At 52.7% G+C, this 26,691-nt stretch carries 20 protein-coding genes; 15 read left to right on the top strand and 5 right to left on the bottom strand.

Going from position 1 to position 26,691, the window contains the following annotated elements; genetic code table 11:
- Window positions 1–11 precede the first annotated feature (11 nt).
- Entirely contained in the window at window positions 12–782 is a 771-nt protein-coding gene (locus tag F7231_RS16535; protein WP_085411629.1) for an amidohydrolase, read from the top strand.
- A gap of 20 nt (window positions 783–802) precedes the next feature.
- On the opposite strand, the gene F7231_RS16530 is transcribed toward F7231_RS16535, so the two are convergent.
- Entirely contained in the window at window positions 803–2,431 is a 1,629-nt protein-coding gene (locus tag F7231_RS16530) for an amidohydrolase family protein (protein ID WP_085411628.1), read from the bottom strand.
- 64 nt (window positions 2,432–2,495) lie between these two features.
- Between F7231_RS16530 and F7231_RS16525 the strand changes: the two genes are divergently transcribed.
- The 3 genes from F7231_RS16525 to F7231_RS16515 all read left to right on the top strand — a co-directional run bounded on the left by F7231_RS16525 (window position 2,496) and on the right by F7231_RS16515 (window position 7,282).
- Window positions 2,496–3,479, top strand: a complete 984-nt coding sequence (locus F7231_RS16525) for a hypothetical protein (protein WP_166692754.1) — start codon at window positions 2,496–2,498, stop codon at window positions 3,477–3,479.
- A 150-nt stretch (window positions 3,480–3,629) separates the two neighbouring features.
- The gene (locus tag F7231_RS16520) at window positions 3,630–4,085 is read left to right on the top strand and encodes an energy transducer TonB (protein WP_166692753.1); all 456 of its coding nucleotides are present in this window, start codon (window positions 3,630–3,632) and stop codon (window positions 4,083–4,085) included.
- Window positions 4,086–4,873: 788 nt separating this feature from the next.
- Complete coding sequence (locus F7231_RS16515; RefSeq protein WP_166692752.1) at window positions 4,874–7,282, top strand: PAS domain-containing protein; 2,409 nt, start codon at window positions 4,874–4,876, stop codon at window positions 7,280–7,282.
- Window positions 7,283–7,440: 158 nt separating this feature from the next.
- Here F7231_RS16515 and F7231_RS16510 read toward each other — a convergent pair whose 3' ends face one another.
- Window positions 7,441–8,754: an Nramp family divalent metal transporter gene (locus tag F7231_RS16510; RefSeq protein ID WP_085411624.1), complete on the bottom strand. Its 1,314-nt coding sequence runs from the start codon at window positions 8,752–8,754 to the stop codon at window positions 7,441–7,443.
- A gap of 202 nt (window positions 8,755–8,956) precedes the next feature.
- Between F7231_RS16510 and F7231_RS16505 the strand changes: the two genes are divergently transcribed.
- The 6 genes from F7231_RS16505 to F7231_RS16480 all read left to right on the top strand — a co-directional run bounded on the left by F7231_RS16505 (window position 8,957) and on the right by F7231_RS16480 (window position 15,667).
- Window positions 8,957–9,616, top strand: a complete 660-nt coding sequence (locus F7231_RS16505) for a metal-dependent transcriptional regulator (protein WP_085411623.1) — start codon at window positions 8,957–8,959, stop codon at window positions 9,614–9,616.
- A complete protein-coding gene (locus tag F7231_RS16500; RefSeq protein ID WP_085411622.1) occupies window positions 9,616–10,698 on the top strand; it encodes an LptF/LptG family permease in 1,083 nt (360 codons plus the stop codon). Before F7231_RS16505 ends, F7231_RS16500 begins: the two co-directional genes overlap by 1 nt.
- Window positions 10,699–10,811: 113 nt before the next feature.
- Entirely contained in the window at window positions 10,812–11,780 is a 969-nt protein-coding gene (locus F7231_RS16495) for a DMT family transporter (RefSeq protein WP_166692751.1), read from the top strand.
- 33 nt (window positions 11,781–11,813) lie between these two features.
- Entirely contained in the window at window positions 11,814–13,253 is a 1,440-nt protein-coding gene (locus F7231_RS16490) for a DUF6056 family protein (RefSeq protein WP_166692750.1), read from the top strand.
- The gene (locus F7231_RS16485) at window positions 13,250–13,993 is read left to right on the top strand and encodes a dolichyl-phosphate beta-glucosyltransferase (protein WP_166692749.1); all 744 of its coding nucleotides are present in this window, start codon (window positions 13,250–13,252) and stop codon (window positions 13,991–13,993) included. The genes F7231_RS16490 and F7231_RS16485 overlap by 4 nt, the downstream gene beginning before the upstream one ends.
- 6 nt (window positions 13,994–13,999) lie before the next feature.
- Complete coding sequence (locus F7231_RS16480) at window positions 14,000–15,667, top strand: hypothetical protein (protein WP_085411618.1); 1,668 nt, start codon at window positions 14,000–14,002, stop codon at window positions 15,665–15,667.
- Between the two features lie 76 nt (window positions 15,668–15,743).
- Here F7231_RS16480 and F7231_RS16475 read toward each other — a convergent pair whose 3' ends face one another.
- Window positions 15,744–16,769 carry a phytanoyl-CoA dioxygenase family protein gene (locus tag F7231_RS16475; RefSeq protein WP_085411617.1) on the bottom strand — a complete coding sequence of 342 codons (1,026 nt, stop codon included), beginning with the start codon at window positions 16,767–16,769 and terminating at the stop codon, window positions 15,744–15,746.
- Between the two features lie 155 nt (window positions 16,770–16,924).
- Here F7231_RS16475 and F7231_RS16470 point away from each other — a divergent pair, with 155 nt between their 5' ends.
- From F7231_RS16470 to F7231_RS16450, 5 genes are all read left to right on the top strand, one after another.
- The gene (locus F7231_RS16470) at window positions 16,925–20,152 is read left to right on the top strand and encodes an efflux RND transporter permease subunit (RefSeq protein ID WP_166692748.1); all 3,228 of its coding nucleotides are present in this window, start codon (window positions 16,925–16,927) and stop codon (window positions 20,150–20,152) included.
- A gap of 70 nt (window positions 20,153–20,222) precedes the next feature.
- The gene (locus F7231_RS16465; protein ID WP_085411615.1) at window positions 20,223–20,516 is read left to right on the top strand and encodes a DUF952 domain-containing protein; all 294 of its coding nucleotides are present in this window, start codon (window positions 20,223–20,225) and stop codon (window positions 20,514–20,516) included.
- An 81-nt stretch (window positions 20,517–20,597) separates the two neighbouring features.
- Window positions 20,598–21,695: an efflux RND transporter periplasmic adaptor subunit gene (locus tag F7231_RS16460; RefSeq protein ID WP_085411614.1), complete on the top strand. Its 1,098-nt coding sequence runs from the start codon at window positions 20,598–20,600 to the stop codon at window positions 21,693–21,695.
- Between the two features lie 98 nt (window positions 21,696–21,793).
- On the top strand, window positions 21,794–23,242 hold the full coding sequence (locus F7231_RS16455) for an efflux transporter outer membrane subunit (RefSeq protein WP_166692747.1): 1,449 nt from the start codon (window positions 21,794–21,796) through the stop codon (window positions 23,240–23,242).
- Window positions 23,243–23,384: 142 nt separating this feature from the next.
- Entirely contained in the window at window positions 23,385–24,743 is a 1,359-nt protein-coding gene (locus F7231_RS16450) for a Gfo/Idh/MocA family protein (RefSeq protein ID WP_085411612.1), read from the top strand.
- A gap of 87 nt (window positions 24,744–24,830) precedes the next feature.
- Here F7231_RS16450 and F7231_RS16445 read toward each other — a convergent pair whose 3' ends face one another.
- Both F7231_RS16445 and F7231_RS16440 read right to left on the bottom strand, forming a co-directional pair.
- Window positions 24,831–25,973, bottom strand: a complete 1,143-nt coding sequence (locus F7231_RS16445; RefSeq protein WP_166692746.1) for a hypothetical protein — start codon at window positions 25,971–25,973, stop codon at window positions 24,831–24,833.
- Window positions 25,970–26,602 (bottom strand): ABC transporter ATP-binding protein, encoded by a 633-nt coding sequence (locus F7231_RS16440; protein WP_166692745.1) that lies wholly within the window; start codon window positions 26,600–26,602, stop codon window positions 25,970–25,972. Before F7231_RS16440 ends, F7231_RS16445 begins: the two co-directional genes overlap by 4 nt.
- Between the last annotated feature and the right edge of the window lie 89 nt (window positions 26,603–26,691).

The raw sequence follows: 26,691 nt of genomic DNA, 5'->3' as shown, positions 1-26,691 counted from the left end.
AGCTTTTCCCCATGAACATCACCCTCCTTCAAACCGAACTTCACTGGCAGGACCCTGTAGCGAACCGGGCGCTGCTGGAGGAGAAACTGTTCACCCTGCCTGAGCCAACGGATTTGATCGTACTGCCCGAGATGTTTACGACGGGCTTCACGATGGATGCCCGCGCTGTAGCCGAGCCAATGAACCTGACCACGTTCAAATGGCTGAAGCAGATGGCGGCGCAGACCAACGCGGTGGTGACAGGCAGTTACGTGGTGCAGGCAAACGGCGGGTATTACAACCGCCTAATCTGGATGGAACCCGACGGGCAATTTGCCACGTACGATAAACGCCATCTATTCAGAATGGCAGGCGAAGACAAGACGTATGCCGCAGGTACGTCGCGATTGGTGCGCGAATGGCGGGGTTGGCGTATCTGTCCGCTGATCTGCTACGATTTGCGTTTTCCGGTCTGGAGCCGCAATCGGCAGATTGCCCCCGACCAACTCGATTATGATCTATTGCTCTACGTAGCCAACTGGCCTGCCCCCCGCCAACAGCCGTGGGATACGCTTTTACAGGCCCGCGCTATCGAAAACCTGAGCTACGTAGCGGGCGTCAACCGCGTTGGAAGCGACGGAAATGGACATCCATATCGGGGCGGTTCCGCCCTGATTGACTTCAAAGGCGACGTGCTCTTTCGCCAGTACGATACCGAAACGATTCATCAGCAAACGATTTCCCTCGACGATCTGCAAGCTTTTCGGTCCAGGTTTCCGGCTTATCTGGACGCAGACGTCTAGGAAGGTGGCTGGCACCTCCCCTATTTCTGACCCGAACTAACTTTAGCCGGTCTTGCCGGATTGCCCGGTTGACGAATCTCGAAGTTTTCTTTCGCCTTGGCATCGGCTACAAGCTGACGAACGTCGGCCAGCAGCTGTTTGGCGTCGTACACCACGCCATCCTTCACCGTGTAGGTAACACCGCCAATCCGTTCTACCTCGTTTTTCTCGTTGAGGTGAATCGCGCCCGTTCCATAGAGCGTTTTCAGGTTCGCCAGCGGGTTCTCTTTCATGATTGCGAAATCGGCCAGCTTTCCCACTTCAACTGAGCCAATCTGATCGGCCATGCCCAATGCTTCGGCCCCTTTGATCGTCGCCGACCGGATTACTTCGAGTGGATGAAAACCTGCTTCGCGCAGCAGCTCAAGCTCACGGATATAGGCGAACCCGTACAATTGGTAAATGAAACCCGAATCAGAGCCCGTTGTAACGCGGCCACCCCGATTTTTAAACTCATTGATAAATTGCATCCAGAGTTGGTAATTCTTTTTCCAGGCCACTTCCTGCTCGGTTCCCCAATCATGCCAATACGACCCGTGCGAAATACGGCTTGGTCCGTAGAAACGCCATAGGCTGGGCAGTGTGTAATCGTCATGCCATTCAGCGCGGCGCGCCAGCATCAGTTCACGGTTGGCTTCATAGATATTGAAAGTTGGATCGAGGGTAAAATCCATCCGAATCAGCGAATCCATTACGGCGTTCCAGCGGGGGGTGCCGGGTTTAGCAGCCTGTTGCCAGAGGTTACCCGCCTCGGTGAAGCGGTCCTGCTCATTGCTATAGTTGTAATTGGCGGGATAGTCCTGCACGGTTCGGTCGGCAAAGAGCGCTTCGGGAAGCCCGTACCAGTGCTCCATTGACGTCAGACCGGCTTTGGCAGTCGCCAGCACGTTCATGCGCGCCACTTCCAGTTGGGCGTGGTGGCAGGCCGAGCGCAAACCCAGCTTCTTATTCTCGTCCAGTGCGGCCCTGAACACAGCGGGTTCGGCCCCAAAAAACTTGATACCATCAGCCCCGCGCTGCGCATTCTGACGTACCCAGGCGCGAGCCTGTTCAGGCGTGGTAATAGTCTCTTTATTACCCTGCCCAAAAACCGTATAGGCTTTGATGCGCGGCGCTACAATCTCGTTGCGATCACTTTTGGCACGGTGTTCCAGCACCCAGTCGAGCCCATTACCCGCCGATGGGTCCCGGATGGTGGTGATCCCATGCCCCATCCACAGTTTAAATACATATTCTGATGGCGTGCCCTGGTCTTTACCACCAATGTGACCGTGCATATCGATCATACCGGGCATAAGGTACATTCCCTCACAGTTCAGCTCCCGATCGCCCGTTTTGGCCTGTGGCCGCCGGTTTGGATCGATCGGTACACCGGGGTAGCCCACCTGCTGAATCTGGGCAATGCGGTTTTTCTCTACCACAATATCGACCGGCCCAACCGGCGGTGCGCCTGTGCTGTTGATCAGCGTAACGCCCCGAATAATGAGCCGGCTGTATGGCCCACCGCCTTCACCCACCTTACGCTGTGGGGCATTTTGAACCTGAGCTGCCAGGGGCTGAACCGAGAGAAACGCGCAATGGAGAGCAATGATGTAGCGAAGAAGGCGCATGATGATGAGTGGGTTTGTAGTAGAGACGCAATATCTTGCATCCCTACTACAAATACCTGACACTATGTTCGTTCAACGTAACTTTTTATATATCGTGATGGCGCTGGCCGTGGGTTTTGCCGTTTTTATGAGAGCCACCGTATACCAGAAAGACCTTACTCCACCGCCAGCCCCGTCACCCGCTTCGACGCCCGAATTCCGAGCCTACTGGTTTGGGGGTAAAGCCGAGCTAAATACGTACCGCCTCGACCAGGCACAGTACGGAGCCGCCCGCACGGGTGAAGCCGTGCTCGTGTTTGTAACCGAGGATTTTCGGACTGACAAGCAAGTAAAATCGGAGTCAGAAGCGAGCCGAAGCCTGGCTATTCCCGTGATGAAGACTAATTACATCCGGCGTTTTGTGACAGGCGTGTACGACTACTCGCTGTTTACGTCCGTTTTTACGCCAATTGACAATCCGAAGTTTCCTAATACCTTAAAAGTGACCACGTCGGGACAGGAATGGTGCGGACAGAGTTACGTGCAGGTGAACTACAAAAACAACGGCTATGCAGTGTCGGGGCGGTCCTATTTTGAGCAGGAAGTAGCCGAAGAGTACACGGTCGATAAGGCCTTGCTGGAAGATGAACTCTGGAACCGCATTCGGCTGAACCCCGACAAACTCCCCACCGGCGACATTCACCTGATTCCCGGTACGCAGGCTGCGCGCCTTCGCCACAAACGGCTTGCTTCGCTGCCTGTCACCGCCACGCTCGATTCAGCACAGGGCGTTGTCTGGACACGTACCTACGTACCTGGTGCAGCAATTGGCCCTTGTAAGGCGTATACGCTTGAGTATAAAGAAGAGGGTGAGTCTACGCCGGACCGAAAATTAACGGTCGTTTTTGAAACAGCCTTTCCACATCGCATTGCCGGTTGGGAAGACACTTACAAAACCAAAGACAAGCTGCTGACCTCACGCGCTATTCTCCAGAAAAGCCTCAAATCCGACTATTGGAACCACAACACCCCCGCTGACAGTACCCTACGCGGCGAGTTGGGGCTATAAACGAATTTAGCCTGAGAGGGTCGGCTTGCAGCCCATAGGATAGGTAATGTAACGGTTATCTATGGAATTTGATTAGTCTAGTCATCTTGCCAGACAGTTGATGACTTTACTGCTCATGTTTCATTTTCAATCATTTAACGCTCAAACCGTATGAAAACTTTAGTTGCAGTTATCGGCCTTACCCTTTTCAGCGTGTCTCTTTGTTGGGGGCAAACGGCGGCATCCTCATTAAATACGGACCCTTCTTTCCGGCAATCCTTAACAGCTGTTCGTTACCCTATATTAGCTCAGTTGCCTGAGCGCGTGCCGAAGGTGTACATCAATTTTAGCATCACGAAGGAAGGCAAAGTAACCGATATCAAGTTGCTAAAAACGGAGTCTATCGATACCGCTTTTATCGAAGAAGTAAATCGTCTGGCAGCTCAACTACCCAATCAGAAAGCCGCTTACGCTGGCGAGTATGTGCTACCAATAGTATTTGACGCAAAGCCCAAATCTGGTGTTCGCCAACCTACGGTTGCAGATAGGGCGGCCTTTGATCGTACATTCATTCAGCTTTCCCGTACCAGGACACTGCTCAATGAATTGTACGTTGCGGCTAAATAGCAGAGCTTGCCATCTGTTTCTCATAGGCCTCATTACACCAGTCGCATTCAGGCTTTCAGCAGCCCATAATTGTGTAAATCGACCCGCAGATTATGTAAAAGAGGCCGGTTCGTCTGGCTGTACATTTGTTTAGCTGATCTACGTTTATCAGCATCACTCGTTCACGTTTAAACTAACTGAGCCATGACTACGAATGAAGCCCTTCTGCAGTGCGCCGAAACCTGTACCTGCACGCCCGACTGCTGCGCCAGCGGCCAATGCACGTGCGACTGCTGCAAGGATAACTGCTGCGGCACTAACTAAACAGTGACAGCATACCTATTACGACTCAAAGGCTGGCTCCTGACAAGGGGTCAGCCTTTTTTGCTATTTGGGACTTTCTCATAAACGCAGCTTTATTGGCAGCGTAGCTATAAATCCAAATAACCTGTGCCCCCGGACCAGTTACTAAGAAAACTCCCTGAGCTAATCTGTTTTTATTTCATTGCCGGGCCAATTAGTAGTTCCAGACTCTCTATTCTAATACATTCAGACAACTCGCTATATAACCCTTATCCTTGTCAACAATCTCGCCGATGCACAACAACAAGCTGCAGTTGCTATTTGCGCTGGTCTCAAAGGCTTATATCAGGTTGGCGAAAACAATGAGTATTATGAAATTATAGATGTCAACAACGCGTGCCGGACAAATAAGAAGTTACGGTTTAATTTACAGTCATGGCGGCAACGAGCAGTGTGTAAATAGCTGTTGCGTCAGTATATACTAATTATCAGTTAACACTATATGTATGGCCAGCGACCAGCAGCCTATTAGTCATATTAAGAGCTCCGCTCAACAACTTGACATTCATTTTGCGCTTCAAGCGGCCGGACTTGGTGTCTGGGAAATTGATCTGATAACCAATCAGGTGCTGTTCGATGACCATTGTCAGACACTGATTGGCTTAAACAAAACCAGGCAACTCTCTCTCGACGAGGCTTGCCAGTATGTACATCCAGATGATTACAGCCGATTAATAGCAGCTATTCACCGAGCTATCAACCCCACGTCAGGCGGACGCTTCAACGAGGTATGCCGTCTGATGAACACAGCTAGCGGCACATTCCGGTGGGTACGTTTCTGGGGGACCGGTTATTTCACACCGGCTCATAAACTGTATCGTTTTGCAGGTGCAGCCCAGGAGGTTGCCAACTCAGTGCCTAACCAGCAGCAACTGGAGCAGGGGGAAAAGCGCTTTCGGTCACTAATTGAGCAGGCGCCCGTAGCGACGGGACTGTTTGTAGGACCAACATTCATTATTGAAGAAGCGAATGCGCCTATTCTCCAGTTTTGGGGAAAAGGGCCTGACGTGATAGGCAAACCTCTTATTGAGGTGCTCCCTGAGTTGGCAGGTCAGCCTTTTCTAAAGATTTTGGACGAAGTTTACAAAACAGGCAAACCTTACCAGGCCACTGCAGATCGCTGTGAGTTAGTGATAGATGGCCAACTGCGTACGTTTTATTTCAACTTCACTTATCAGCCCATCTTCGACGATCAGGGACACGTCTTTGCCGTCATGGACATGGTGATTGATGTGACTGAACAAGTGCTGGTGCGCCAACAGCTGGAAGAAAGCGAGGCGCGCTTCCGTACAATGGCCGAGGGTACTAACTTACTGATTGCGGTAGGCGATGAATCCAGTAACGCCATTTATTTCAACCGGGCCTGGGCTGACTTAACGGGTAGGCCAATAGCAGATCTACTTCAGTTTGGCTGGGTTGATTTAGTTCATCCCGACGACCGGGAGGGCTATGTCAATATCTATCTGGAGGCTTTCAGGGTGCATGGGCCCTTTGCGGGCGAATTCCGAGTACTTGATGCGCAGGGAGACTACCGATGGCTGCTAGCTAACGGGGTGGCTCGCTTTCAGGCCGACGGCACCTTTGCCGGTTATATCAGTTCCTGCATCGATATTACGTCGCGCAAGAAAAGTGAAAATGAGCAGGCCGAAGCACGATTGGTTCTTGAGCGGGCTTTTGAACAAGCCCGGTTGTCGAAAGAGGCGGCCCAGCTTGGCACCTTTGATATGGATCTGCTGGCAGGAACTATGGTCTGGGATGAACGCTGCCGACTCCTGTTTGGCATTAGTCATCAGAACGCCGTTTCCTATGAATCAGACTTTGTAAGGGGGCTACACCCCGATGATCGGGAGCGCATTGTCAACATCATCAATGATGTGTTCATCAAGTCGGTCAGTAATGGCGATTATGACGTGGAATACCGAACCGTAGGGGTTGACGATCAGCAGGTAAGGTGGGTTAGGGCCAAGGGGAAAGCCTATTTCAATGAGCAGGACGAACCCGTTCGTTTTATTGGCAGCGTGCTGGATATTACCCAGCAGGTCAACGCAGTCAGGAAGATCGAAGAAATGGTTGAGCAGCGAACTGAAGAGCTTAAGATGGCCAATAAACAACTGGTAGAAGCCAATGAGTTACTGACCCGTTCTAACGAGAACCTACAGCGGTTCGCTTATGTAGCCAGTCACGATTTGCAGGAACCCCTGCGAAAGATTCAGCAATTTGGCGACCTTCTGAGTACCGAGTACGCCGCCGCGCTGGGTAGCCAGGGGGTGTATCTGGAACGAATGCAGGCCGCCGCCAGTCGAATGTCCAACCTGATTCAGGATCTGCTCAGCTACTCCCGGATTACAGCCCAGTCGGCCGTTCGGCAGCCCGTATCGCTGCATCAGGTTGTAGATCAGGTGTTGACCGACCTTGAGCTTGTTATCGAAGAAACCAATGCCCGGATCAGCGTCGGTTCACTACCAACGGTTACGGGCGATGCTACCCAGCTAGTTCAGTTGTTTCAGAATCTGCTCAGTAATGCCCTTAAGTTTCGTCAACCAGCCACTACTCCATTCATTCAGTTACGCGCTCAGCTGGTTCCACACGCAGATTTACCGGTGACTGTAAAACCGGTGCGACCGGCTGACTGGTATCATCAGTTAGATGTAGTCGATAATGGGATTGGCTTTGAGCCGCAGTATGCCCAGCGCATTTTTGAGGCTTTCCAACGGCTGCATCGTAAGCATGAGTATGCTGGCACGGGCATTGGCCTGTCTATCTGCGAACGGGTAGTCACCAGCCACGGCGGTGCTATTACGGCGAGCAGTCAGCCGGGTCATGGAGCCACCTTCACAGTATACCTCCCGGTGTGAAAAGAGGTGCACTGGCCTATTTTTCATTGATAGATAACGCGTTGCTTTCGCGAAGCCATGTTGTTTCCTTCGACTAGCAAAGCCGATAGCCATGCACTTTGCATGGCTCAATACCCTCGTAAGAACACGGTCAGCGAAGCAACGTCAAACGGCACAACTTATCCTAACACCGTCTCTACCAGCAGGTATACATTCAGGGCGATGATCAGACCAGCCACGGCCCAGGATAGGTAACGTACCCAGCCGGGATTCACGAAACGGCCCATTTTAAGGCGATCACCGGTGAACTGCACAAGCGGCACTACGGCGAAGCTAAGTTGCAGCGATAGAATGACCTGACTAAAAACGAGGAGCTCTGTTGTACCTTTTTCGCCGTAGATGATCGCGACGATCAAGGCGGGTACAATGGCGATCAGGCGGGTGATCAGGCGACGTACCCAGGGTTTCAAGCGGAGGTTCAGGAATCCCTCCATTACGATCTGCCCGGCCAGCGTACCGGTAAGCGTGCTGTTCTGACCCGATGCCAGCAGTGCCACAGCAAATATGGTACTAGCCAGTTGAACACCAAGCAACGGGTCGAGCAGGCGGTGCGCGTCGGTGATGTCGGCGACCTGCTGATTGCCCGAAAAGTGGAAAGCGGCAGCGGCCAGGATCAGAATAGCGGCGTTGATGAAGAAAGCCAATAACAGCGACACCGACGAATCGATAGTGGCGAATTTGATTGCCTGCTTCTTGCCGGTATCGGTACGGGGGTAATCGCGGGTTTGTACAATGCTCGAGTGCAGATACAGGTTGTGAGGCATAACGGTGGCCCCTAGAATACCAATGGCAATGTAAAGCATCTTCGGGTTCGTCACCACTTCGGCACGGGGAACCAGACCCCCCAGAATCGCACTTACTTCCGGGCGCGACACGATCAGCTCGTAGGCAAAGCAAGCCAGAATCATAAAGATCAGACCCGCCACAATGAGCTCGATCACGCGGAATCCCTTGTTCTGCAACCAGAGGAGCAACAGCACATCGACAGCCGTAACGGAAATACCTACGGCCAGCGGCATCCCGAAGAGCAGATTCAGCGCAATGGCCGAGCCAATAACTTCGGCCAGATCGGTGGCGGCAATGGCAATTTCGGCCAGCACCCACAGACCCAGTCCAACAGGGCGGCTGTAGTGATCGCGGCAGGCCTGCGCCAGATCACGCTCGGTAGCTATGCCCAGCTTTAGCGACAGGTGCTGCAACAGAATGGCAAACAGGTTGGAAATCATCACCACCGATAGCAGCTTATAACCAAACTGCGCCCCACCGGCAATATCAGTTGCCCAGTTGCCGGGGTCCATATAGCCAACCGCTACCATCAAACCGGGGCCGAGGTACGCTTTTAACGTCCGAAAAAAACCAGCTGACGTAGGTACGTGAACGCTGGAATGCACTTCCGGTAGTGATTGAGTAAAGATTTCCTGCCGCCAGGCCATACATAAGTGGTTTGACGTTTGTGGTTTGATATTGCTCTGCTAAGCATTAAATCGGCATGTTAGCGGAGCAACGTCAACTATCAAATGTCAAACTTATTTTTAGGTTCGTCTAAAAATTTATTATTACTAACCAAAAAACTACATTTGTACTAAATATGTTCACGTTACCTGTATAAACGGGAAAGAACGTACCTGCGATGCTATGGCGACCCCTTCGTTCACGGAAGAAAACTACTTAAAGACGATTTATGCCATTGCCAGTCGGCAGGAAGGAGAGGTAACGACCAATGCCCTGGCCGAAATGACCGCTACGCGGGCCGCTTCAGTGACCGACATGCTGAAGCGTCTGGCCGATAAGGGGCTAATCCATTACAAACGCTACCAGGGCGTTCGGCTAACGGTGGAAGGTGAGCGCCTGGCCCTGACCATCATTCGACGACACCGGCTGTGGGAGGTGTTTCTGGTCGATAAGCTCGGCTTTGGCTGGGATCAGGTGCACGAAATGGCCGAAGAACTGGAGCACGTTCGCTCCGATGAGCTGGTTACCCGGCTCGACGCGTACCTCAACCACCCCCAGTTCGATCCACATGGGGATCCGATTCCCACCCCTACCGGATTGATGCCCGACACAACGTATCGTAAATTAGCCGATCTGATCCCGTCAGACGAGGCGTGTCTGATGGGCGTGCTTGACCATTCAGCCACTTTTCTGCGGCACCTTGACGCCTGCGGGCTTACCCTGGGCAGCGTTGTTAAAGTTTCTGAAATAAGCCCCTTCGATCGATCCATGCAGGTGACTATTGGGCCCGATCAGGCGTTATTTGTTAGCTACGATGTGGCGAAGAACTTGTTAGTCTCTTGATGAAAAAGCTTGACTGGTACATTCTGAAACGATTCCTGCAGACCTACTTTTTCGTAGTGCTGTTGATCGTACTGATTGTCTGCGTGGTTGATTACACCGAAAAAGTCGATGATTTCCGGAAACGGTCGGCCCCCGGCGCGGCAATTTTCTTCGACTATTACCTGAATTTTATACCGCACTGGGCCAACATGATCAGCCCGCTGATGGTGTTCATTGCCACGGTTTTTCTGACCTCGCAACTGGCTTCGCGCTCTGAAATCATTGCCATTCTGAGTAGCGGTGTCAGCTTCATTCGCCTGCTGTATCCGTACGTGATGGGGTCGCTCATTCTGGCGGCAGTGAGCTACTACATGGTCAATTACCTGATTCCGAAGGCAAACAAAACACGAATCGGCTTCGAATTAAAGTACACCAAAGACGCCTACACCTACACCGGCCGAAATGTGCACATGAAGCTGGCGCCCAACGTTTACGCGTATCTGGAAAGCTATAACAACCTGAACAACACAGGTTATAAGTTTACGCTGGAAGAAGTACAGGGCAATCAGCTCCGCCAGAAACTCTCGGCCGACCGCATTGAGTGGGACACCAAAAAGGGGAAATGGACGATCTACGATTACCAGGTACGTAAGTTCGATGCGCAGCAGAACGAGACCCTGTCGCCGTCCGTTGCCCGCACCGACTCAACGCTGAACATGAAGCCGTCGGATTTCGACTCTGATTTCAGCCTGTTCGAAACCCTGACCAAGCCCGAGCTGGAAAGCTACATTGCGCTGATTCAGAGCCGGGGCGCCGATGGTGTGCAAACGTACCTGCTCGAAAAATACACCCGCGCTACCCGCCCGTTCGCCATCGTGATCCTGACGGTGATCGGCGTCATTATGTCGGCCCGAAAAAGTCGGCGGGGAGTAGGCTGGCAGGTGGCACTGGGCTTCATCCTGGCCTTCGTCTACATTCTGTTCTATATGCTGGCCAAAGGCGTTGCCGAATCCGGCGCTATTAGCCCGGTGCTAGCCGTTTGGCTCCCCAACATTATTTTCGCCGGCATCGGCGTCTTGCTCTACAATACCATACCAAGGTAAATTTGTGGTTTGATGTTTGTTGCCGCGCTGCTTAAGCACAGTTAATCACCTAAGCATCACAATAACAAACCTCAACCCGCAGCGGCGGACCGCACAAACCACAAACCCCTTCTATGCCCAACCCCTCCTTCCGCGATTACCTTCAATTGCATTTCCTTGTCGTAATCTGGGGGTTTACGGCAATTCTTGGCTTACTACTCGAGCCCCTGGGTGCGCCTGCACTCGTGGCCCTACGTACTGGACTGGCGGCGCTGGGGCTGATTGTGGTGCTGAAAGTCAGGCCCGATAACATGCCGGTCGGCAACGTACCCGGCCAGGATGCGCCGGGCCAGCAACTGGCGCGAGACCAGTGGGCCTTGCTGGCTACGGGGGGCATCATCGCCATTCACTGGTTTGCTTTTTTCTGGGCCGCCCGGTTGGCCAATGCGTCGGTTTGTCTGGCCGGTATGGCTACCAGTTCGCTGTGGGCCTCGGCGCTGGAGCCTATCATTCTGAAACGCCGTGTTAAGCCTATCGAGGTGGTGATGGGAATCGTCGTCATGTCGGGACTATACCTGATTTTCCGCTTTGAATTCGATAAGGTGGCTGGGTTACTTGTGGCCGTGTTCTCGGCGATGCTGGCGGCACTGTTCACGATTATTAACAGCCGGTTTGCGCAACGGCATGCCTCGCTGGTCATTGCCCGACACGAAATGATCGGCGCATTTCTGACGTCGGCGGTACTTTGTGGCGTTTACATCGTCGTGGCGCACCCGCCCATGGCTGAATTGATTCCGCAACGCCCGGCCCAATGGCTCTGGTTACTAATCCTTGCGTTTGTCTGCACCGTTTACGCCTACACAGCCGGGGTGAGCCTCTTACGCAAGTTTTCACCCTACATGGCCATTCTGACCGTAAATTTGGAGCCAGTCTACGGAATACTGCTGGCAGTCCTGATTTTCAACGACCGCGAACGCATGACCGCAGGCTTCTACATCGGCACACTGGTGATTCTACTGGCCGTGCTGGCGTATCCATTTTTAATTAAAAATGAAGCAGTAAGCAGTGAGAATAGCTCGGCCGATGAACCTGGCCATGTATGAGCATTCCTTAGTGCTTATGTCTTAATTCACTCTATGACCCACCCGCTACTGGCCCGCCTGCTACCCATTTTTGCTTACGGTTTCTTTGCCATAGCGTTTGTGCCGCTGCTTGCGCTTTCCTGGTACAACCACCCGTCTGCCGCCGACGATTACTGCTTTGCCGATACGGCGGTACGCTACGGGTTCTGGCAAGCCCAAAAATACTATTACGATGGCTGGACAGGCCGCTATTTTTCGAATTTCCTGGTCCACGGCAGCCCATTGGTTTGGGGATGGTACAATGGCTTTAAGCTCATTCCGGCGCTAATGGCAACAGCCTGGGTGTGGTCGGCCTATTTGTTTATCACCGAACTCTTGCGCGGCCTGGTTCCGGCCGACTCCCTCCGGCGCGTTGGGCTAACGATCACCGTTACGCTGTTTGCCGTGTACATGCTGGTGTTACCCAGCGTTGTTGAAGCTTTCGTCTGGATGGCCTCGGTCACGGTTTACACCGTCCCAACCGCGCTGCTATTCTATCTAGGAGCGGTGTTGCTTCGCTGGTACCGGATGCCCGCAGGTACGTTGCATAGCCTCACGGGGGTGTGGGCGGCCGTATTAATTTTCCTGATCGTTGGCTGCGGCGAAACTCATATGCTATTGATCATCAGCCTACTGCTGGCAATTATCATGTACCGACTGCTCTTTCAGCGGTTCGTTGATAAGCAGCTACTTGGACTGCTGGCTGTAGCACTCGTGTCGGCCTGGCTTGTGTTTCGAGCACCAGGCAATGCCGTTCGGATGAATGGCGGTGCTGCCGGGGGCGATCTGGTGGGTGGACTCTGGCTGTCTGTGAAATGGCTTGTCAGCAACATTCCCGGTCAATTTATAAAAACTCCGTTACTCCTGCTTTCACCCATCTGGATGATCGTGGGGCATTATTACCTGAATCAGACAGGTAGGCTAAAGGGGTTTCTGCGCGTGCCCCTCTGGTATAGTGTGCTGGTTGTAGCGGGGTTGCTACTGGCCACGGTGCTTCCCTCCTTCTACGCCACGCAGTTCATCACGTTGCGGGCGGTCAATGTCACCTACGCCGTTTTTCTGGTTGGCTGGTTTTTTCTGATCACTACCCAATTACCCAGAACCCGTTTCAGTGCTCACCCCATTCCTCCGCTCTGGTTATTGGCCCTTACGGGGGTGTGGATACTCATCAGCCTGCGGTTCAGCGAGCCCATGAAGCAGTTGTATACCGACCTCCTGCGGGGAAAAGCTGCTACCTATGATCGCGAAATGACCGCCCGGCAACAGTATCTTGCTACCTCGAAACCGGCTGACACCCTTCGGTTAGCCCCACTGACCGTTTACCCGGCCAGCCTGTTTCTTGAAGATGTACGAACCGACCCCACGCACTGGTGGAACCGCTGCCAGTCGGGCTATTACCACCATAAGACCATCATTATCGACACTACGCTCCGTGCCCCTGCTCCCCGCTTATGACCTCACCTGTTTGCATTATCATTCCCTGCTATAACGAGGCCGACCGACTTCCCGGCAGTGCGTTTCTAGCCTACCAGCAAGCGCATCCCGATGTGTCGTTCTGCTTTGTCAACGACGGCAGCCGCGATCAGACAGCCGAGGTGCTGGCCACGCTTCAGCGGCAAAACCCGGCGCAAATTGATGTGCTCAATCTGGCGCAAAATCAGGGTAAGGCCGGGGCCGTTCGGGCAGGGATGCTTCACTCTGTACAGAAGGGGCACGACTACCTGGGTTATTTCGATGCAGACCTGGCCACGCCACTAGCCGCCATAAACGACCTGCGTCTGGTACTCGACAACCATCCCGACTGTGTGTTTGTCATGGGTTCGCGCATCAAACACCTGGGCGTAAACATCCAGCGAAACGCGTTCAGGCATTACGTGGGGCGCATCATTGCCACCATTATCAGCCTCATTCTGAAACTACCGGTCTATGACACCCAATGCGGGGCCAAGCTGCTCCGCCGCGAGGTAATCGGCACTATTTTCCGCGACCCGTTTATCAGCCCGTGGCTGTTCGATGTTGAGTTGTTGGCCCGGTTAGTGGGCTTGTTTGGTCGACCAAACCTGACGGGAAAACTGCTGGAAGAGCCCCTGCAGGAGTGGATCGAACAGGCTGACTCTCGCCTTAGCCCGACGTATATGTTCCGCATGTGGACCGAACTCTATCGCATCTACCGTACCTACAGCCATTTGCGTTAATTGTCCATGATCGCTTCGTTACAGCACCGTTCTCCGTGGCTGGCCTGGTTACTGATTGCCTTGCCTACCCTTCTTTTTGCCGGAATTGCCCTTCGCTTCGTTGAGAACATTCCCTGGTACGACGATGTAGAAATGTTCATCGTCTTCATCCAGGATTTCTACACCGTTGATACGCTTCGGGAGAAGGTGTACTGGCTGCTGGAACCCAACAATGAACACCGCATTCTGTTTGCCAAACTAGCCGCGCTCTTTACCTACATCACCACCGGACATATGAATTTCCGGGGCATGACGCTGATTGGTAACCTGTTTCTGCTCTTTCTGCTCGGCCTGCTATTCACCGTTTTCCGGTCTATGCGTCTCTCAATCTGGGCGTTTGTGCCGGTGCCGTTTATCCTGTTGCATCCGCAGTATTTCATGACCATCAGCTGGAGCATTACCAGCCTGCAACATCCAGTAGTGCTGTTTCTGTCGTGTGCTGTCATGTACCTCCTCTCGCGCAGTGGTCGTAACTGGTTTATCTGGGCCATTCCGCTTCAGATTTTTGCGTCTCTTTCCATGAGCAACGCCCTTTTTGGGTGGCTTAGTGGCGCGATCGTTCTCTGGCGGCAGGGTCACTATCGCCGGTTGGTGCTCTGGGGCGTTCTGGGCGTGGTAACCATGGTACTGTACGTGCAGGGATTCGACAATGCGCAGGGCCACGGCCATAGTCTCGAGTTTCTGTTACAACAGCCACACATGGTTATTATTGGCTTTCTGTCATTTATCGGCGGTTCGTTCGATCTACTGCCGCTGTTACCCTATCAGTGGCGGGGTGTTCTACCCACCCTTGGTGGCCTATTGATGGTTGTTACCGCGCTGTGGTTAGTTAGCCGGATGAGCTGGCCTTTCCGCCGTCGGGCTATCGCCACCGACAACAAGTCGGTTCAGGCCATGAACGAAAACTTCTTTCTGGGCTGCTACGGCGTATTGCTCATCAACGCGGTAGCGGTAGGGCTGCTACGGATGCGCTACGGGTACGGGGTGATGCTGGTGAGTAACTACATGATCTACCCCGCCCTGCTGATCTGTTTGCTGTACCTCAATGGGTTGCTGGAAGTTGGCCAACGATACCGGGCTGTATGGCAACGCGCCGGGCTGGGACTGGGCTTGTTAATCTGGTCGGTATCGTACTTCTGGCACCTGCCCGAAATGCTCTTCCGCCACAAATTCGTGCTGGCCGCCGCTTACAACCAGGAGCATAATGAAATTGGTCTGGGCGGACAGGTAGGTACGTTCCTGGAAGGGTATATCAGAGACGCCCTGGCCGGAGCTGTTAAAAACGGCTATTACGTATTCCCGCCGAATCCGGTTGCTGATTATCCGGTTAGTACTGAGCCGTTGCCTGCTACAGTGCGCGTGGTCAATGAATCGTATGTAATCGAAAGTCCCGGCCTGCCCGAGCCGATCGGTCAGGCATATGCTATTTTCCAATCTGACGAGCGAACGTACCTGGCTCCTACCAAAACTCCCTACCGGCTGGCTACCTTTTGGCTACGCCGCCCTTCACCCGCTCTACAGGCCGAGCTACGTGCCAGTGATCTACGCGCCGGCCTTTACCGAATTGGCTGGGCTCGTTCGTCATCGGCAGGAAAGAGCATTCAGTTCTCCGACAAAGTCATCAACGTAAAATAGTCATTATGCTGCGCCAGTCGTAACAACTGCCAGCGCCTCATAATGACTATTTGGTACCCTGGGTGAACCAGACGATTTACAATAACTCGCCTCCCTTAAAGATATTTTCTTCCTGCGGAATCAACGGGTTCTTAAATACGTCTGCGTTATTGTATGAGTAACGCTCAGGCTCTTTACTGGCTTCTGAACGGTGATGTTTGTAGGCTGTCTGCGACGAGTAATGGCATACGTACGATTTACGCGTCTGGCTTTCGTTCCGGATCGCATCGCCGCCGTGGGCCAGCGCAGCATGCCAGATCAGCAGATCGCCTTTCTTGATCAGCAGTGTTTCACGCGCTAATCCCTTTTCCTGACAGGCCTTATCCAGATAATTGGCAAAATCGTTCGGGTCATTGGTCGACTGGCCATTGAAGAAGATGCCATTGCCAAAGTCAAATTTCCGGATTGTGTGCGAGCCCGGATAGTAGAATAACGGACCAGAATCTGGCTTCACATCTTCAAGTGCAATCCAGGCCGCCGCCAGGTGACTCGGAATTTCAGACACCACGTAGGCAAAATCCTGGTGGGTGGGCTGCTGGCTGCCATATTTGAAGAGCAGGCTTTGCATCGCTACTACCCGGTCGTTAAAAACCGCTTCCAGGAACGTAACAATATGCTTGTGCAGCATAATTTTCTTTCCTACCACCGAGGCATCGTGGAAATCCATGTATTTGATGTACGGGCCGTTCAGCACCGACTGAGGTACATCCTTTACCGACAGTACGGGCGTTTTGGTATACTCAGGCAGGTCGATACGTACTTGCATTTCGTACTTTTCATGCTCGTCAATTACATGTTCAACCTCACCCCAGAGCATATCAATCCACTCCGTTGGAATAGCCTGTTCGAAAATAACGTACCCGTTTTTCTTCCAGAACTCCAGTTTCTCTGCCATGTCGTAGGGAACTGAGTCACCCGGAGCAAACTGTTTGCTGAACTGCTGAATATCGGCTTCCTGCTTATCGATCCAGGGAACAGTTTGATAATCAAACTCTGTGATCTTTTTTGGTGCAGGCTTTATAGCCTCTTTTACAATACTTTTCAGGCGGTTAATAACGCTCATATATAGCCCCGGTTAACGCGTGGGTTCGCGATGTTGACATAAAAAGCTAAATCAAAGGTAAGCAACGGGCCAACGAATCTGATGAAACTATCAGCAACCAATTTTAGCACCGTACTGTTGCAAAAACGTATTGATTACTCTCCTTCGCCAACTTTATGTGGATTGTCCGGCTCGCACTTGAGAAGAAGTATACTATTGCCGTGATGGCGCTGCTCATTCTGATTATGGGTACTGTAGCCAGTCTACAGATGCCCACCGACATTTTTCCCCGCATCAATATTCCCGTTGTTACGGTGATTTGGGGGTACAGCGGCCTCTCAACCAATGAAATGGAGAAGATGGTGACCAACTTCTCTGAAACGTCACTAATCAACAATGTATCTGACATTCAGCGGGTAGAGTCACAAACGTATAATGGTACAGCGGTAATCAAGCTTTATTTTCAGCCAACGGTCAAAATTGAAGAAGCACTAGCGCAGGTGGCCGCCATATCACAGACCATCATTGTGCGCATGCCGCCCGGCACGCAGCCCCCACTGATTGTTCGTTATAATGCCACCGACGTACCCGTACTTCAACTAGGCCTCTCATCGGATAGCCTGACAGAACCCCAAATAACTGATTATTCGGCCACACGCATCCGTCCACAGATGGCGACTGTGCAGGGTAGCCGGATGTCGCAACCCTTCGGCGGACGTACCCGCCAGATTATGGTTGACCTGGAGCCGGAGCAATTGATTGCACGCGGCGTTACACCCGAAGATGTGACCAATGCCGTATCTGTACAAAATCTGACCCTGCCCAGCGGTGCCCTTCGGCTCGACGATCGGGAATACACGGTTCGCCTTAACAGCAAACCTGATGTTATTTCAACGCTTAATGACATCCCCATCAAAGTAGTTGGCGGTGCAACTGTGCACATGCGCGATGTGGCTAACGTACATGATGGATCGGCGGTGCAAACCAACGTGGTGAAGCAGGACGGAAGCCGGGGCGTATTACTGAGTGTGGTGAAAACAGGAAACGCATCGACCACCCGCGTAGTCGACGAGATCAAAAACCGTATCATTCCTACCATTCGTGCGTCGGCCCCGGCAGGTTTAAAGCTGGTTGCCCTCTTCGACCAGTCAATTTTCGTGCGGGCCTCAATCAAAGGCGTCGTGGTGGAAGGTATTATCGCAGCCCTGCTGACGGCAGCAATGATTCTCCTCTTTTTAGGTAGCTGGCGCAGTACCCTTATCGTCGCCATTTCTATCCCGCTATCTATACTTGCCTCACTGACAACACTCTATCTTCTGGGTGAGACACTTAACATCATGACCCTCGGCGGCTTGGCGCTGGCCATTGGTATTCTGGTCGACGACGCTACAGTGACGATCGAAAATATTCACCGAAATGAAGAGCTTGGCCTTCCTCTGCGCGAAGCTATTTTGGAGGGCGCCGCCCAGATTGCTACGCCCACGCTGGTTGCTACATTGACCATTTGTATTGTGTTCGTTTCGGTCCTCTTCTTGGAAGGCCCAGCCCGATTCCTGTTTGGTCCGCTAGCGATGGCTGTAGTATTCGCTATGCTGGCCTCTTACGTGTTATCGAGGACGCTGGTTCCTATGATGGCCGACCTGATGTTGCGAAGCGAACACAAAAAGCACGTGGCGGAGGGCTCAGAGCATGGAGCTGGAGGCGACGGGATTAATGCGTTAGGTGCCCCAACCCATACCCTGAATACGACGTCACCAGTTCGCCGCACGTTCTACGATCGGTTCAACGCCGGTTTTGACCGGTTTCAGGCTGGTTATATGAGCGCATTGACCTGGTCGTTGACCAATCGAAAGACGATTCTGGCTCTTTTTGCGGTGACCGTAGGCATTACCCTAGCCATGTTACCTTACATCGGTCGCGATTTCTTTCCTCGCGTAGACGCCGGGCAGATTAAACTTCACCTGCGTGCTCCGGTAGGCTCACGCATGGAAGAAACCGAACGTCTTGCGGCCGAAACAGAAGCCATTGTGCGAGAGGTTATTCCAGAACGTGAAGTAGCCTCGGTTATCAGCAACATTGGCCTAACGTCTGAGCGCTATAACTTTACATTCACCGACAATGCCGCAGCGGGTGCTGGTGACGCCGAACTGCTGATTTCACTGACCGAAGATCCTAGCCAACCTACCGAAGCCTACATTCACGAACTGCGGAACCGGTTGCGTGAAGAAATGCCTGATGTGACCTACTTCTTCCTGGCCGCCGATATTGTTGGCCAGATTCTAAACTTTGGCCTTACCTCTCCTATTGATGTACAAATCAGTGGTTTCGATCGGGGGAACAACCTGAAGATTGCTCGTGAACTACAGCAGCGTATCGCACAAATTCCCGGTGCGGTGGATGTGCACATACACCAGGTGCTCGACGCTCCCGAAATATTTCTGGAAGTAGACCGTGAACGGGCAGGGCAGTTTGGCCTGACTGAGCAACGGGTAGCCACCAACCTGAACATCTCGTTGAGCGGGACCGCTCAGGTACGTCCCAACTTCTGGCCCGACCCCGTTACTGGCTTTCCTTACCTCATCGCCGTACAAACGCCACCCTACAAACTCGACTCGTACGACAAACTGCTTCGTACACCATTGATTGCTAACCAATCAATGACACCGCAACTGCTGAGTAACGTAGCTACGGTGAAACGCAGTACTACCCCGCAGATCATTAACCGGGTAAACACGCAGCCAACCTACGATGTATACGCGGCCGTTGAACGAACGGATCTTGGTTCAGTTGCTACAGAGCTCAACAAACTGGCAAAAGAATATGAACCTCAGTTGAAGCCAGGCAATAAAATTCTAATTCGTGGTCAGGTCGAAAGCATGGAAAGCGCCTTTAGCCGATTGGGAATCGGTATTATATTCGCTGCTGTTCTCGTCTATCTGCTGATGGTGGTCAATTTTCAGTCATTCCGTTATCCGTTCATCATCATTACTGCCCTGCCCGGTGCTCTATGTGGCATGGTCTGGATGCTCTTTCTCACGCACACTACTTTCAGCATTCCATCGCTGATGGGCGCGATCATGAGTGTGGGGGTTGCCACGGCTAATAGTATTTTGATGGTGAGTTTTGCAAAAGATCACCTACCCGAAATAGGCTACAATGCCTATGAGGCGGCTTTGGAAGCGGGACGTACCCGGCTACGCCCTATTCTGATGACTGCCATTGCTATGATTATCGGTATGTTGCCTATGTCGCTTGGCCTGGGTGAAGGGGGTGAGCAAAACGCGCCATTAGGACGCGCCGTAATTGGTGGGCTCTTACTGGCCACCTTCACTACACTGCTGTTCGTACCAACCGTATTCAGTTACCTGGCCACTAAATCAACGAGTAAAAACGCCAACAAGTAGCGCACCACTCCGTCGGTGGTCTGAGATCAGGTTCTCGTTGACCAGTCATTCGCTCTTTATTCATTCGCTCATGATCTATCATATAGTTACTAAAGCTGATTGGGACCGGCAGGCTGATCAGGCACACTATGAGGCCGCCAGCTTACAAAGCGAAGGCTTTATTCATTTATCGACAAAAGAACAGGTAGCCGGGGTACTGGAACGGTATTACCAGAACGTACCTGACTTATTACTGCTTCAGGTTGATCCGAATAAGCTGGTGCACAGCCTACGCTATGAAGCGGCAACGAACAACGAACACTTTCCTCACCTGTACGGCATGCTTAACAAAGACGCCGTGGTTACGGTGGAAAAAATTAATTAGCCTGTAGCACCGAAGCTCCAGCTTCGGTAGTCAGCTCCACGTGAATTATCTACCGAAGCTGGAGCTTCGGTACTACTTTTTATGAAACGATTCCTTCTTTTCCTGATTCCACTTGGGCTGGTTGCTCTGTTTGTGTTTGTCGGCATTCTGCCTCGAATCAAAAACAATCAGGAACTTCTCGCCGACGCTGATGCCGAACGTACTCGTGAACTGATTGTCAACGCCGTGTCGCTTCAGCAAGGTATGGATTCAACCGGTCTCACCCTGCCTGGTCAGATTCGTCCATTTCTTGAATCACCCATACGTGCCCGTTCGCAGGGATTTGTCAAAAAGCGGATGGCTGATATCGGTAATACGGTGCAACAGGGGCAACTTCTAGCCACGCTCGATGTGCCTGAAATAGAACAGGATCTCGCCCGGGCCCGCGCCGACCTCGACTTGGCGCAGACCAATCTGGCCCGCGTTACCAGCGTAACCCTGGCCGGGGCTGTCTCGAGACAGGATATCGACAATCGCCGCTCGGCGGTAGCCGTAGCAGAGGCTAACTTAAGACGCTTTCAGTCGGTACGTGGCCTACAGGAAATCCGGGCTCCGTTTAGTGGCATTATTATTACTCGTGATGTGGAGGTTGGCGATTTGATTTCGCCCGGCAGCGTCAAACCAATGTATACCCTGGCGCAAATTGACCGGCTACGCGTATACGTGGATGTACCGCAGACTTACTTTCAGCAAATTAAAGTTGGCATGCCCGCTACCGTGACTATTGCTGAATTAAAAAATAGAACGTTAACAGGTACCGTTGCCCGCACATCAGGCTCACTCAATAATGACACACGAACTTTACTCACCGAAGTAGTGATCCCTAATCCCGGCCGCAGTATTCCATCCGGCTTGTTCGCTCAGGTAAAATTCGCTCCACGTGGAGCCGCGCAGGGAAGTATCATGCTTCCAGCTAATGCCTTGAAAATTACACCCAAAGGAGCGATAACTGCGGTCTTAGATGAAAACATGAAAGTTCGTTTTCAACCAATCACACTAGGCCGGGACTACGGTACGGTTATCGAAGTAACCTCTGGCCTTACGGGTAACGAACGTGTAATTACCAATCCGAATGATCGACTGAAAGAGGGCATGAAAGTCAGGCTACGTCAACAAAAAACCAAGCCAGCTCAGGCGTAAAAAGTGGTTTCATGTCCTGGTCTTCAGGCACTTCGCTTTTCAACCATCTACAGACAAAGCGCAGCATTTGACACTTGAGACTTGAAACCATTACCCCCATGAATAAACTGATCATCCTCTTCTTTCTCACTAGCTGTGCTCTGGCGCAAACCAGTCCGCCAGGTGGTGCCGTAACATTGCAACCAGGAGCAGGTACCGTTCAGCCAACGGGTGCCAATGCACCCGAGGCAGCGCCGGCACCCGGGACGTTAACGGGTAACGGCGCCACTCCTGCCGATTTAGCTGCCTCGGGCTTTCAACGATTTAACGACCCGCTACTGACTGACCTGATTCAAACAGGGCTAGCTAATAGTCCAAGCCTTCGGGCGGCTATCAGCCGAATTGAAGAGGCACGCGGCCGGGTACGTGTTGCACAATCGTTTTTACAACCGGCCGTACGGAGTAGCGCCCTGATTTCGACTCAAAGCCTATCTGAACACCGCCCCGTAGCCGTTCCCGTGGCAACAGACAAGTTGCCGCGTTTCCAGCTCAACACCTTTCAATTACTACCTGTTGACGCCAGTTGGGAACTTGACCTGTTCAAACGGATTCGGAGTGGCATTACGCTGGCACAGCAGCAAACCCTCGCCTCAGAAGCTGATTTACGGGCGTTTAGGCTTAGCCTGGCGTCTGACATTGCCCGCACGTACTACCTCATTCGAGCCAACGAATCGGAGCAGGCCGTATTCCTGCGCAACATCGCAACCCGCGATTCTACCCTCGGCATTGTCCGCGAGCGATTCAGAGTGGGCCTGGTCAACCAAATCGATGTGCAGCGTGCCGAAACCGATCTGGCTGGCCTTCGGGTACAGGTAATGGGCCTGCAGCGCTCCCGGGTCGAACTGGTCAATGCCCTGGCTCAGTTGACGGCGCAGGAACCGGCTTCGTTTGGTATTGACACAGGCGCATTACCCGGTACGTTACCCATATTCCCCTACGCAGCCATCACGCCCGACCTGCTCCGCCGCCGTCCCGACCTGCTCCAGGCCGACCGCGCCATTCAGGTTGCCGGGGCACAGGTTGTGTTGCAGCAAGCCAGCATCCAGCCGCGCGTCACACTGGTTGGGTCAGGCGGCTTGCTATCGGGCCAACTAGGCTATGTGTTCGTACCCAGCAGCGCTACCTACCTATTGGGGGTGAACGCTTCAGTCCCCCTGTATGAAGGCCGACGAAACCGCGAGAACGTGGCGTTGTCGCGGCAGCAAATCGCGACAAGCCAGCAAACGTACCTACAGGCCTTTCAAGTGGCTCAACGCGAAGCAGAAACCGCCTTCGATAACCTGACGTACCTGCGGCAGCAGCTCGATCTGCAAAATCAGACACTGGCCCTCGCCCGCCGTACTGAGCAATACAACCGTGAACTGTATATAAAGGGCCTGACAACGTACCTCGACGTACTGGACGCGCAGCGTACGGTATTGGCCAACGAACAGCAATACGTACAGTTGCGCGGTCAGGAGGTACAATACCTGGTTGCTCTGCTTCGGTCAATAGGCGGCGATTTTTAAGCAATTGAAGGCATCACGGACTTTAGGCCGTTTTTAAGCTACAGTAAAAAACGGACCAAAGTCCGTGATACGCTTGATCTGTAAGTAAAATGGGTTCGTTCCTCTCTTTCTCTGGAAACCAGTAACCTTACAATCAACCGCTATGGCTTCTCACGATCTTGATTCACTTTCGGGCGACCGCCGACGTTTTCTGAAGACGTCGGGTCTTTTTACAGGTAGTGCCCTGCTCACTAGTCTGCCGTTTGGCCTATCGGCAGCGGCTAAACCTGGTTATCATACATCTGTTGACGACACCATCAAAGTAGCGTTGATCGGGTGCGGAGGACGGGGTAGGGGAGCCGCTATGCAGGCCCTCAACACCAAGCAGAACATCAAAATTGTAGCCATCGCCGACGCGTTTCAGGACCGGGTTGATATGGCTTACAAAACGCTAACCAGCCGGCCAGACATGGCCCAGAAAATAGACCTGCCCAAAGAGCGTCAGTTTGTTGGTCTGGATGCTTACAAGAAGGCTATTCCGCTGGCCGACGTAGTCATTTTGGCTACGCCGCCAGGCTTTCGTCCGAGTCATTTCGAAGAAGCGGTCAAGCAGAACAAGCATATCTTCATGGAAAAGCCGGTTGCTACCGATGCACCGGGCATCCGGCGGGTGCTGGCAGCAGCCGAAGAGGCGAAGAAGAAGAAACTAAACGTAGTAGTGGGTCTGCAGCGTCATTACCAAAGCAACTACCGCGAGGCAATGAAGCGTATTCACGACGGAGCCATTGGCGACATCATCGGTGGCAGCGTGTACTGGATCAGCGGTGGTGTGTGGAATAATCCACGGCAGCCAAACCAGACAGAGATGGAATACCAGATGCGTAACTGGTATTATTTCAACTGGTTATGCGGCGACCACATCACGGAGCAACACGTACACAATATCGACGTAGCTAACTGGGCGAAGCGCGGCTATCCCGTATCAGCGCAGGGAACAGGCGGCCGTCAGGTACGTACCGGCAAGGAGTTTGGTGAGATTTTCGATCATCACACCGTCGATTTTGTCTATGCCGACGGCACAACGATCAACAGCCAGTGTCGCCATTATGAAGGCACCTACAGCAAAGTGGATGAGCAGTTCCAGGGCACAAAGGGTCGTATTGATTCCTTCAACGGCAACAAGACCATCCTGAAGACCTTTAAAGGGCAGCCGCTTTATGCCCATGCGAGCACTAAAACAGATATCGACCCCTATCAGGTTGAACACAATGAACTCTTCGCGGCTATCGCTAAAGGCGAGTACAAATTCGCCGATGCGGAAAACGGCGCAAAAAGCACGATGACGTCGATTATGGGCCGGATGGCGACCTACTCAGGCAACCTGGTGAAGTGGGACGACGCCATCAACTCGCAGATCGATCTCTTCCCCGATACCCTCGCCTGGGATGCCAAACCTAAACTACTCCCCAACGCCGACGGGTTCTATCCTGTAGCCGTGCCGGGCAAGACGATAACGGTATAAGAGTAAGGGAGAAACGAAGAAAGGGAGCTTTGCGCGGAACTTGAAACGTGCAAAGCTCCCTTTCTTCGTTTCTCTTTCCTTGAAGAATCATTCCCCTTCCCAGGCTGATGTCCAGTAATATTGCCGGAACAGCCAGCCCGATGCGAGCAGATTCACGACAGCCAGCACCCAGATTGGAATGCGGAACATGACGAGCAGAAAATAAGCAATCAGCATGATATACAGGTACGTCATCGTCCGATCGGGCGTACGGTGTACGCGCAGCAGCAAACCGTGTTGCAGACTAAGTAAACTCACGCCAAAGGTCCATGCACCGAGGGATTGCCACAGGGGCTGGTCAGTCGGCAAGTGATAGAGTAGGAGCAGGACTTCGGGGAGTAGAAGCAGCGCAAACTGCCCCGCGTAGTTCGCCCAGCGTTGCCAGTTAGGCATGGGCATATTACGGTAGATCGACAGCCAGCGGTGTTCGAAGCGGTAATGTTCATACACCACCGTGGCGTGGCCCAAACCAACCAGCAATGCTCCCAGACCAATCAATCGAAGGTCATAGTCGGGTGTTCGGAAGAGGTTAATCCGATAGTGGTCGGTGGCGTATAGCTTCAGAATACCGATCCAGACAAGTCCCGTACCCAGCTTAGTTCGCCAGAAGAGCGTTGCCTCCTGATTGACCAGATGTCGCAAATAAAACAGGCCATACGGCGTACGAACGTACCTACGCAGCCTGTTGCCCCAAACAGCCCACCGACTTACCGGATTTGGATGGCGCAGCGCGTATTCATACCAGAACAGACTGCCCGCCCAGATCAGTAACAAACTACCGGCGAGGAATCCAACAGCCCAGACCTGTTTTTCCTGGAGCGCAACTCGCCCTACAAATAGTGCATAAGCCAATGCTGGGCCCATTAGCATGAGTTGCGTCACGCCCAATCCTGCCCAGCGGCCAACAGCCGGAAACAGCCGCAGGTGAAGGAGCACGTCGTAGCGGCTGATCATACTAACGGCAAAACGCGTAGCCAGCAACGTGTAGGCTAGCCAGACAGCGACATACAACCCCAGCACAACAGCCGATGAAACAGCGTAGGTTGCCAGCGCAATGTGATCACTTCCCCGCATAAAGCCCCCCGCTAGCAGACCAACCATCCACAGTAATCCCGCCTGTTGCCGGTAAAAGGGATAGACCAGCGTTTTAGTCAGAACAGTGTAAACAGATCTGAATTGACTCAGCCTCATACGGTGGCGGGTGTTACAGTTTCATCAGCTACCTGCCAAATGGAGTCGATTGGTAGTTGTGCCGTTTCCATCGCCTGATGAGATGATAGCAAAAAATTCACCCCGGCAAACCGGGCTTTATGAATCAGATCGGCCACCGTTTGTGTAGCTGCCACATCAAGCGTAACCAGGGGTTCATCCAGTAAAATCAGCGTAGGCTGGCCCAGGAATGCCATAATCAGCGACGTTTTCTTGAGCATTCCGCTCGAATACGTACTCACGGGCGTATGCTGATACGTTCCTATCCCAAAAGCATCAATCAATACTTCGGCTTGGCCGGCGGGAGCCTGTTTGGCATTAGCCACCCACATAATCAACTCATGGGCAGTCAGGAAAGGCGGGAAGGTTGGTTCGGCTTCGGCGTAATTGACCTTCAACCGATACGCTACGCCATCAAGCCGACTGTCCAACTCGTTCAGTCTCACCGATCCTTCGTGAGGCAGCATACCGGCAATAGAACGAAACAGCGTAGTTTTTCCGGCTCCGTTTGGTCCTTTCAGCCAGTGAATGCCCGGTGGTAACTGCCAGTTAGGAATGGTTAGAATGGGCCGTTCCCCGTACGATTTCTGGAAATTGTGAAGATGGAGCATAGGGCGTAAAGATTGGTACGGCTTTGCTGAGGGCATTGTGAAATAGGATGAGCGGGGAAGTAGCTATAATCAGCGCTTCTTTTACTCGT

Origin of the sequence: Fibrivirga algicola (assembly GCF_011742925.1) — a bacterium.
GTDB lineage: Bacteria > Bacteroidota > Bacteroidia > Cytophagales > Spirosomataceae > Fibrella > Fibrella algicola.
The sequence above is the reverse complement of the archived record's forward strand: the minus strand, read 5'-3'. Positions and strand labels throughout refer to the sequence as shown.

Coding starts and splice junctions, on each gene's coding strand:
- F7231_RS16490 (WP_166692750.1), top strand. CDS start 11,814: ATGACCCACCCGCTACTGGCCCGCCTGCTACCCATTTTTGCTTACGGT.
- F7231_RS16455 (WP_166692747.1), top strand. CDS start 21,794: ATGAATAAACTGATCATCCTCTTCTTTCTCACTAGCTGTGCTCTGGCG.
- F7231_RS16500 (WP_085411622.1), top strand. CDS start 9,616: ATGAAAAAGCTTGACTGGTACATTCTGAAACGATTCCTGCAGACCTAC.
- F7231_RS16445 (WP_166692746.1), bottom strand. CDS start 25,973: ATGAGGCTGAGTCAATTCAGATCTGTTTACACTGTTCTGACTAAAACG.
- F7231_RS16530 (WP_085411628.1), bottom strand. CDS start 2,431: ATGCGCCTTCTTCGCTACATCATTGCTCTCCATTGCGCGTTTCTCTCG.
- F7231_RS16475 (WP_085411617.1), bottom strand. CDS start 16,769: ATGAGCGTTATTAACCGCCTGAAAAGTATTGTAAAAGAGGCTATAAAG.
- F7231_RS16450 (WP_085411612.1), top strand. CDS start 23,385: ATGGCTTCTCACGATCTTGATTCACTTTCGGGCGACCGCCGACGTTTT.
- F7231_RS16485 (WP_166692749.1), top strand. CDS start 13,250: ATGACCTCACCTGTTTGCATTATCATTCCCTGCTATAACGAGGCCGAC.
- F7231_RS16480 (WP_085411618.1), top strand. CDS start 14,000: ATGATCGCTTCGTTACAGCACCGTTCTCCGTGGCTGGCCTGGTTACTG.
- F7231_RS16510 (WP_085411624.1), bottom strand. CDS start 8,754: ATGGCCTGGCGGCAGGAAATCTTTACTCAATCACTACCGGAAGTGCAT.
- F7231_RS16440 (WP_166692745.1), bottom strand. CDS start 26,602: ATGCTCCATCTTCACAATTTCCAGAAATCGTACGGGGAACGGCCCATT.
- F7231_RS16535 (WP_085411629.1), top strand. CDS start 12: ATGAACATCACCCTCCTTCAAACCGAACTTCACTGGCAGGACCCTGTA.
- F7231_RS16470 (WP_166692748.1), top strand. CDS start 16,925: ATGTGGATTGTCCGGCTCGCACTTGAGAAGAAGTATACTATTGCCGTG.
- F7231_RS16460 (WP_085411614.1), top strand. CDS start 20,598: ATGAAACGATTCCTTCTTTTCCTGATTCCACTTGGGCTGGTTGCTCTG.
- F7231_RS16525 (WP_166692754.1), top strand. CDS start 2,496: ATGTTCGTTCAACGTAACTTTTTATATATCGTGATGGCGCTGGCCGTG.
- F7231_RS16495 (WP_166692751.1), top strand. CDS start 10,812: ATGCCCAACCCCTCCTTCCGCGATTACCTTCAATTGCATTTCCTTGTC.
- F7231_RS16505 (WP_085411623.1), top strand. CDS start 8,957: ATGGCGACCCCTTCGTTCACGGAAGAAAACTACTTAAAGACGATTTAT.
- F7231_RS16465 (WP_085411615.1), top strand. CDS start 20,223: ATGATCTATCATATAGTTACTAAAGCTGATTGGGACCGGCAGGCTGAT.
- F7231_RS16515 (WP_166692752.1), top strand. CDS start 4,874: ATGGCCAGCGACCAGCAGCCTATTAGTCATATTAAGAGCTCCGCTCAA.
- F7231_RS16520 (WP_166692753.1), top strand. CDS start 3,630: ATGAAAACTTTAGTTGCAGTTATCGGCCTTACCCTTTTCAGCGTGTCT.